The sequence below is a fragment of the Mesorhizobium sp. WSM4832 genome (genome assembly GCF_055811115.1).
Genome location: NZ_JBVVQH010000018.1, coordinates 56,806 through 65,782, shown reverse-complemented (window position 1 = coordinate 65,782; position 8,977 = coordinate 56,806). Strand labels below are relative to the sequence as shown.

At 65.3% G+C, this 8,977-nt stretch carries 6 protein-coding genes; 1 reads left to right on the top strand and 5 read right to left on the bottom strand.

The window, feature by feature from the left end; translation table 11 throughout:
• The first annotated feature begins 307 nt into the window (after positions 1-307).
• A complete protein-coding gene (locus AC0L2L_RS23685) occupies positions 308-805 on the top strand; it encodes an OmpA family protein (protein ID WP_473581744.1) in 498 nt (165 codons plus the stop codon).
• A 79-nt stretch (positions 806-884) separates the two neighbouring features.
• On the opposite strand, the gene AC0L2L_RS23680 is transcribed toward AC0L2L_RS23685, so the two are convergent.
• From AC0L2L_RS23680 to AC0L2L_RS23660, 5 genes are all read right to left on the bottom strand, one after another.
• A complete protein-coding gene (locus AC0L2L_RS23680; protein WP_473581602.1) occupies positions 885-2,495 on the bottom strand; it encodes a caspase family protein in 1,611 nt (536 codons plus the stop codon).
• A 235-nt stretch (positions 2,496-2,730) separates the two neighbouring features.
• Positions 2,731-5,166: a M23 family metallopeptidase gene (locus tag AC0L2L_RS23675; protein WP_473581600.1), complete on the bottom strand. Its 2,436-nt coding sequence runs from the start codon at positions 5,164-5,166 to the stop codon at positions 2,731-2,733.
• A complete protein-coding gene (locus AC0L2L_RS23670) occupies positions 5,163-5,657 on the bottom strand; it encodes a DUF1036 domain-containing protein (protein WP_473581598.1) in 495 nt (164 codons plus the stop codon). Before AC0L2L_RS23670 ends, AC0L2L_RS23675 begins: the two co-directional genes overlap by 4 nt.
• Positions 5,658-5,668: 11 nt before the next feature.
• The gene (locus tag AC0L2L_RS23665; RefSeq protein WP_473581596.1) at positions 5,669-8,167 is read right to left on the bottom strand and encodes a serine/threonine-protein kinase; all 2,499 of its coding nucleotides are present in this window, start codon (positions 8,165-8,167) and stop codon (positions 5,669-5,671) included.
• The gene (locus tag AC0L2L_RS23660) at positions 8,164-8,943 is read right to left on the bottom strand and encodes a PP2C family protein-serine/threonine phosphatase (protein WP_473581594.1); all 780 of its coding nucleotides are present in this window, start codon (positions 8,941-8,943) and stop codon (positions 8,164-8,166) included. Before AC0L2L_RS23660 ends, AC0L2L_RS23665 begins: the two co-directional genes overlap by 4 nt.
• Between the last annotated feature and the right edge of the window lie 34 nt (positions 8,944-8,977).

Sequence of the window (8,977 nt, the reverse complement as noted above, 5' to 3'; positions counted from 1 at the left end):
CCCCCCCACTATTCCCACACAACACAACATTCCCTCCCCTGTTTGCCCCGCCCAATATTCAAAAACCACCCGCGGGGGGGGGGGGGGGTTCCCCCCCCCCCCCCCCCCCCCGCTCTGGCACTCAAGCCTGCGGCCGAGCGCCGGTCAAGCCCTAGCCTTTTAGCAGGCGGCGGCCGCTGGCAAGGTGCGCTTGTTCACAGACAATCGCCTCGAGATTTGATATAGTCCGCACTAGCGAAACCCGCTCAAACATCAAACAGGAGTGACGGTCATGAGGTGGGGCAGCTCAGCCTTGGCATTGGCGGCCATGCTTCTTTCAACGCACGTGTTCGCCGATCCGCTTCAGAAGTCGGAAGACATTGTGAAGTTCTTCGCGGGCCAGGGCAATCTTGGCGCCTCGCGCGGCATCTGCGTCGGCACCGAGGAAGAGTGCAAGAGCAAGGCCGATAAGAGCGGTTCATCTCAAAAAACCGGTCTCGACATGATGATCAACTTCGCCCTGGATTCGGCCCAGCTCGACCAGACCGCCCGCACGGAGCTGGACGAATTCGCCAAGGCGCTGAAGGACAACCGGCTGAGCACATTCAGCTTCGTCGTCGAGGGCCATACCGATGCGACAGGCCCGGATCGCTACAACCAGACCCTGTCGCAGCGGAGGGCACAGTCGGTGGCCGCTTTCCTCGAAGCGAACGGCGTTGAATCGGCGCGGCTCGAAGCGATCGGCCTGGGCAAGACGCGCCCGCGCGTCGCCAATCCCTACGACCCGGTCAACCGCCGAGTGGAAATGCGAATCAGGACGGAATAGGCCTTCGCCGCCGCCCAGCTCATAGCGAGACCGGCGGCGGGAGCCCTGCCGACAGGCCAGGGCCCCGCTTTACCCTCGATCAGTTCTTGAGCGCGCCGCCCACCGCAATGCCGGTGCCGAAGATCAATGCCTTGGTCAGGAAGTCGTTGTTGTCCCTTGGCGGCGGCGCGTCCTCGCGGACCACGGTCTCGCTGTCGCGCCTGCGCTGGACGACCTGCGTCTGTTTCCTGCGCGGCTTTTGCTGCGCCATCGGCTTCAGCGTGCGGGTCTTCTGCGCGACCTGCTTCTTGGGCGCGGTGCGGGCTTGGTCGGCGACGTTCTTGGCGCGCACGGCATCCATCATCGGGTCGGTCTGGATGACCAGGAAGGCCAGCTGCTCGCGCGTCAGATAGGTGGTTGGCGGCAAGCCGTTCTTGCCTTGCCAGACGCCGATCGCCTGGCGTGTCCTCTGGCCGAGATTGCCGTCGACCTGGCCAAGCTCGTTGCCCAGCGCTTCGATGCGCAGCTGCAGATCGATGCGGCCGTTGCGGTCGAGCCCGATAGCGCTTTCCGTCAGCTCGGTGCCTTGCGTCTGTTTCATCTCGTCTGTGATGCCGACCGAGGTGCGGACAGCCGAGCCCGGATTGGCGTTAGCATCGTTCGTATCGAGCGACGCGACCTGCTTGCCCGCCGTCGGATCCTTCAGCTGGTCGATGTTGAGCTTTGCCACCGTGGCGAAACGGCCGTCCGGGAACTGGTCGAGATAGGCCTCGTAATAGGGGATGGCATTTTTCTTCGAAGCCTCGTCCCAAAGGCGCTGCTCGACCTCCCATGACGGCGGCTCGCTCGCCACCGGAGCGGGGGCGGGCGTTGCCGTCGTCTTGGCGGCGTCGGCCACCGGCGCTGCGGCGGGCGCCGCGGGCTTGCCGAGGAACACCTCGCGTCCCAGCGATGCATTGTGCCACGGCCGCTGCCGGCCCTGCGTGGTTTCCGTCACCTCGCCGCGCACGCGCGTCAGCGCGCTCTGGATCTCGACGCCGGGCTCGGTCAGATGCTTGGCCAAAGCCAGCGAATAGGGGCTGTCGACGCCATTGCCGTCGAAAGCGATGGCGCCGGGGTCCGTCGCATAGGCGATCAGGACGCCGCCTGTGCCCATGCCGTCCGCCTTTGCATCGACCGGCGCCAGGCCGGCGCCAAGCGAGCGGCTCTTCGGCAGCGCGGCGGCCATCGTGCGCGCCAACGGGTTGTCGCGGCAGGCATCGAGGACGATGATGCCGACGGCGGGATCGGCCGGCAGCGCCGCCATGAACTCGTCGATCTGGACGGTGCGGGTCTTGAGATAGGCCGGCGACGTCAGCTCGGCATCGACCGGAATGAGGTAGTTCTTGCCGTCGACCTGCATGCCGTGCCCGGCATAGAAGATGACCGCGAGGTCGGCATCGTAGGATTCCTCTGTGAATTTGCTGATCAGGCTGTGCATGCCGGTATTGTCCTGGTCGACGCCTTCGACCACTTCGAAGCCTGCGTTGCGCAGTGTGGACGCGATGAGGTGGGCATCGTTCGCCGGGTTGGGCAAAGCGACGGCATTGACATATTTGCTGTTGCCGATGACCAGCGCGACACGCTTGGTGTCGGGCGCGGCGGCCTGGGCGCCGAACGCGGCATGGAAAAGCAGGATCAACCCGCCCAAAAGGATGGCGAACGCTTTCATGGATCAGCCCTCCGCCCCACGGGGCGCGTTATCGATGTCTGCGCATGCTGAATTTCGCAAGCGACAACGTCGCTTCTGCCAAAATGTCTCTCGGGTGTCTGTGATCCCGGCCACAGATTTGGTTCATGAAAGGCCCGAAAATTCCTCCATGAATATTCGCTAATGTACCATTCGCAGGCCTGAAAACCAATCGGCCCGGCGAAAAACGCGGTGTTTGGTGAACCAAAAACTGCGGCTAGCCGGGCTCAAGCGTATCCTGGATAGAACCTATCAGTGCGGTTATTGCCTGCTTGTATTTCTCGAACTCCGGCGACGTCTGCCGGACCTCGGTCGTGGTCGTCACCGGCTGGCTCTGATCGGTCACCACGCGCGGCGCTTTCTGCCCCATTTTCCGCTCGGCCCAATCGACGACGTAGCCGACCGTCTTGCCGGTCAGGAACGGGTTGGCCTGGATGACGGCTGATCCGAGGACGGCGTTCAATTGCGACGAACCGGCCGCCGCCAGTACCTGATGCGCTCCTTCCATACCGAGGAAATGGCAAAGATAGAGGCGCCCGGCGGTGATCTGGTGGCCGCGGGCGCGCAGATAGGCTTCCCCTTCGCGCGCCAGGTTGCGCACCATTTCGCGCGACAGCGTCGCGTCATAGCGAAGCGCGAGCAGGTCGGCGGTCGAAAGCGATCGGGCAAGATCGGGACGATAGGTGTTCATCATCCGGATCCAGGTCTTGGTGATGAACTGGCCGGCGCCGGTCGCCGACGAGTTGGGGTTCTTGGCGCGGGCGCTGCCGCCGCTTTCGACGTGCACGATGCGGTCGGTCAGCGTCTCGACGGCAGAATCGCCGGGACCGCCGGAACTGACGGAAACGGCGGTGGCGACCGAGGTGACTGTCCCCAGCGGGTCGATCGCCTCGCCGTTCTGGTAGAGTTCGAAATGCAGATGCGGGCCGGTCGAAAGCCCCGTGGTGCCGATATAGCCGATGACATCGCCGGCCTTCACCTTGGTGCCGACACCGCTGGTGATGGCGAATTTCTGCATATGCGCGTAGCGCGTCTCGCGGCCGTTGGCATGCGCGATTCTCACCAGATTGCCGTAGCTGCCGCCATCGCCCTGGAAAGAGATCTCGCCGTCGAAGGCGGCCACGATCGGCGTGCCGACCGGTGCCGCCCAGTCGACGCCCTTGTGGATCCGAACCGTGCCGAGGATCGGATGCTTGCGCGGGCCGAAGGTCGAGGTCATCACCCCGGCCACCGGCGTGACCATACCGTTGGTGACGGTCAGCGAGCGGACCTGATCGTCGCCGGTCACGCAGGCATACTGGCCGTCGCTCTGCTGGAAGACGAAACAGTCGAGGCTCTTTTGCGTGCCCTGGACGCCGACATAGAGCACTCGTCCGGAGATCTCGCCCTGGCCGCGCGGCGTCTGCGAATAGATCAGCACCAGGCGCTGGTCCTCGCTGGCGAACGCGTCGAGGTCCTGTCCCCGCGACAGATACATGATCGCCTCGCCGATCACGCTGGTCGGCACCTTGTTGCGCGCCGCTGTCGAATAGATCGCGTCGAGCAGGCGGTACTGACGTTTGGGCCCGCCCTGGTCCGAGGCGCCGGAATAGTTGAAGAGGTCCTCGCGGACCCAGGGATCGACGCCCGACACGAAAGCGCCGGCCGCATTGCGCGTCAGCGTGCCGACATAGACATTCTTTGCGTAGACCGAGACCTGCATCAGCGACATGGTCGTCGTCTCGCGGTTTGGCCGGAACCCGCGCATGGCGACGACGAAGCCGGGCTCCAGCCCGTCGCGATTGAACAGCGTCTTCAGCGCCTCGCCGGCAAGCTTTGCGTCATCGGCGGAGAAATGCGCGTCGAGCGCCACGCTGTCCAGGCTGCGGTCGTTGAGGATCTTCACGAAGCTATCCTCGGTCGCCTCGAAGCGTTGATATTCGCTGGTGACGGTTGCAACCGTCGTGTTGTTCTCGATCGCGGTTTTCTTGAAAGCCGGAAGCGCTGCCTCGCCCTGGTCGATGGTCTCGCCCCAGCCGGCTTCGGGGTCGTCGGCGTCGGCCTTGGGCGCCGAACCGGCAGAGGTGTCGCTCTCGTCCGGTGCCGCCTGGAGGTCGTTCCCCAGATCGCCCTGCTGATCGTCCGGCGCCGCGGCCGGAGCGGGCGGGGCCGGTTGCGCATCATCGGGCGCCGCCGTCAAAGGCTTGGGAGCGGCCTGCCGCTGTGCCTGGAAGAATGCAAAATCCTCCTGCGTCGACGGGATTGTCGTCATGAACTTTTCGCTGGCGCTCAGCATCACGTCGGACAGGATGTCGATCTGCGGCGAGGCGCCTGAACTGTCGAGCTCGGCCGGCCGCGCTATGGTATGGCCCTTCGTCGCGGTGTCGGCGTCGGGTGCAAGCGTGATCCACATCGGGTCACCGGCCAGATCGATGATGGCCGGCACATAGACCGAGGCGTCGGGCGGCACGTCTTCCATGTCCTCGACGGCATGCAACTCCTCGTCCTCGTCGCCGAACGACCAATAGTCCTTGGTGAGATAGAAGCCGGTGGCCAAAGCAACGACGCAGAGCGTGGCAAGGCCGGCAACGGCTCGGCGCCAGAGCTTGCGCCGGCGTTCGGCCAGTCGCGCCTGCTTCTTTGCCTTGAAGCTCGTGTCGATCGAGTGCGTCACGGGCTGCTTCCGGTCAGGAAATAGGTCCAGCGCGCTTGCTCCTGAGTGTCGACCTCGACGAAGCGCGCCGCGATGTGGCCGCGCTGCCAGCACTCGGCGATGCCGCGGATCGAGAAGCGCCGCCGGTCGATGCACATCTCGGTCGATCCGTTGAGGATCGCGTGGCCGAAGACGTCCGTCGCGTAGAGATAGATGTAGCGGTTGGCCAGCTCCTCGCGGATGACGTTGACGCACTGGTTGGCGCCGATGGTCCACCAGCCGTCCGTCTGGTCGCCATTGTCGACCTTCTGTCCGACGGCGAGATTGACGACATCGAGCGTCTGGTTGCAGACGGTGAATTCGGCATGCGCCTTGCTGGGCGAAAGGATCGAGAGCAGCGCCGCGCCGAGCAGCGCTGCAAGCGCCGCGCGGCCCGGCAACAGGAATCGCAGCCGGCTACGCTGCTTGCGTGGCGAGGGCTGGCACAATGAACGCAGGGTGCGAAGATCCATCGGCGTTCATGCTATCCGCCAAGCCGGAAATACGTGGCCGTGGCGGAGAACTGTGATCCGTCGGCCTCGATCTCCTCGAGGATCTTGGGCAACAGCTCCGAGGCCAGTGTCGGTCTGGAGAACATGGCGGCCTGGATGTCCTTGGGTCCGGTGATCACCAGCATGATCTGCGGCACCGCCTTGCCGGTTGCCTTGTCGGTGGCGGCAAGGCCGATCGGGATGTTGAAGGTCACCTTGTCGGCTTGCGGCACCATGCGGTCGTCGAGGTTGAACGCGACGCCCTTGTGGTCGATCAGAATTATGTTCGAGATCAGCCCGCCGCCCGTATACAGCGCGCCGCTGACCGGCGAGCCGTCCGGGACCGACGTCCGGTCGAGGACGAGCTGTGGCTTCTCGGCCGAGCTCCGGTCGAGAAAGCGAAGGAAGGTGGGCACTCCGCACTGGGATGGGGTGATGAGGCGCACGCTGATGTCCGGCTCGATATGGAACCTGGTCTGGAAATCGTTGAGCAATTGTTCGAAGGGCTGGACCGCCGTTCCGAATCCCTCGATCGCGGGGGAAGCGCCGAGACCCGATGTCACGTTCGCGTAAAAACAGCTGCCGCCGCTGAAATCGCGCACCCAGGCGCGGCGCTCGTTCCACGTCGCCATATCCGGTTCCGGTGACGGAAGCGCCGGCTTCGGCACATTGATGGCGACGTCGGTGTCGTCGGGCTGCTTGGTCGCCGGCGGCTGTGGTTGCTGCGCCGGCTGGGTCGGCGCGGCAGGCGTTTCCGGCTGGCTGGCTGTCGGGGTCTGTGCCTGTGGTTCGGCCGGCCGACTGGTCGGCTGCACCGGTGCCTGGCTTTCCGAAACCGGAGGTGAGGAAACATTCGGCTTGGGCAACTTGGAAAGCATGTCCACGAGGTCTTTTACGCTGGGTTTGGCGACCGGCGGATTTGCTTCCTGCGTGGGCTTGTTTTCAACCGTCTGGCTCGGTTCCTGAGTCTTGACCGTCGGCGGTTCGCTGGTTGGTTGCGGTTTCTGGCTTTCCGCGGTCTCCGGTGCGGGCGCCGGCGCTGGCGGTTGCGCGGGTTTGGTCTCGACCTGGGGGACATGCGCCTGGTTGTTGGCCTGGCTCTCCGGCTGGGTGCCAGGCTGCGTCGGCTTCTCGACGGGTGTCCTGACCTCCGCATCGGGTTGGGTGGGTGGCTTCGCCGTCTCGATGGTGGCGCTGTCAGGTTTTGGCGGTTCGGGCTGAGGCGCGGCCGACGCCTGAGGTTTCGGCGCCTCCGGTTGCGTCGCGTCCGTCGCTGCTTCCGCGACCGGCTTCGGCGTCAGCGGCGTGGATTTTTCCGCCGGCGCCGGCGCCAGCATGCCGCTGAAATAAAGCCCGCCTCCCACCAGGACCGCGAGCGCCGCGACGCCGCCGGCGATGGCGGGCATCCGCGAAACCCTTTTCGGCGCAGCCGGCGCGGGCGCGCTGGCCGCAGCGGCGGCCGGCGCCCGCCGCGGTTCCGACAGATGCGCCGGGCGCACATGCTCGACAAAGCGCGGCTCGCCCGGAGGCGCCGATGGCTGCGGTTTGGAGTCCGGCGGTGCCGTCCAGCCGGCGCGCGGCAGGCCGGGGCGTTCGCGTGCTCCAAACGACATCGGCGGCGGCAATGTCGCCTCGACATCCTCGCCCCGCGTCGCCCTGGCGATCTCGGCCATGCTTGCCGGCCGGTCGCGCGGATCCGGCTGCAGCATGGCTTCGAGGAGTTCGTGGAAACCGGGATCGATATCCGACAGGACCGGCACCGTCCGGCGTTTCTCGATGACCTCGTATTGCGAGCCGCTCATGTCGAGCGGCTTGCCGCGCAGCGCCGCGGCCAGCACCAGCCCGAGGCTGTAGATATCGGATTGCTCGCTGACATCGCCGCCGTAGAGGCCGAGCTGCTCCGGCGAAACATAGTTGTATTTGCCGGCGAACTTTCCGCCGATCAGCGTCTCGCCGCCGGTCGCCGAGCGCGCGATGCCGAAATCGATGATCTTGGCGCGCTCGACCCGGCCGCCCGGCAGGATGATGTTGTCGGGTGAGAGGTCGCGATGCACTGCGCCCGCCTGGTGCACGGCGCCGAGCCCCGAGGCGAGGCGATGGCAAAGCCGGCGCACATCTTCACCCGGCATCGGGCCGCGCCGCATGATGTCGAACAGCGACTCGCCGTCCACGAACTCCATTGCAAGATAGGGACGGCCGATCCCCGGATCGATGGTAAAGACGTGGTAGCGCACCACCGCGTCATGCGACAGATGGTTGAGGATCGACGCTTCCTTGCGGAACAGCGACAGGATCGTCTGGTCGCGGGCGAATTCGGGCAGCACGATCTTGATCGCCACATGGTCGCCGGTCTGGATATTGTGACCGCGATAGACTTCTCCCATCCCGCCGGAGGCGATCCTCTCGTCGAGCTCGTAAATGCCGCTCAGCTGCGTGCCGACGCCGGTATAGGCGATGTTCGTCGACAGCCGTGTCTTGTCGTCGTCGCTCATCTGGCCAGGCCCTCCGCTGCGGACCGATCCGAATGGAGCGCGCCGTTGCGCCCGCCGCCGATCTTCACGAATACGATGGTTACATTGTCGGTTCCGCCGCGCGCCAGCACCATGTCCAGCAGGGTCTGGCATGCCGCCCGTGGCGTGGCGGATCCGGCCGCGGCCTCGATCTCGGCGTCGCTGACATGCGCGGTCAGTCCGTCGGTTCCCAGGACGAAAACATCGCCCGGTATCAATTCGCCCTGCTGGAAGTCGATCTCGAGCTCGTCGCTGACGCCGACCGCATGCGTGATCACATTGCGGCGCGGCCAGGTGCGCGCCTCCTCCGCGCTGATCATGCCGCGGTCGAGCAATTCCTGCACCTCGGTGTGATCCTTCGAAACCTGGAAGATCGAGCCGTTGCGGATGAGATAGATGCGGCTGTCGCCCGCCCATAGGCAAGCGAAGCGTCCATCCATGGCAAGCAGGGCCGCGAAAGTGGAGCCGATGGTGATGCCGCGCGATCGCGATATGTTGCGGATCTCGGCATTGGCGCGGCTAAGCCGGTCCTCGAAGCGGGCGCGAAGGTCCGGCGCCGAGCTGGCAATGCCGATCGTCGCCAGGTGATCGACGATGCTGGCCGAGGCGACTTCGCCGGCCTCATGCCCGCCCATCCCGTCAGCCACCACCCAGAGGCCGGTCTGCGGTTCGATGAGGTAATTGTCCTCGTTGTGGTCGCGCACGCAGCCCTTGTGGCTCACGCCGAAGCTGTCGATGGGAAGGGCGACAGTGCTCAAATTGCCACCAAGCGCTTCGCGAGCGTCCTCTGTG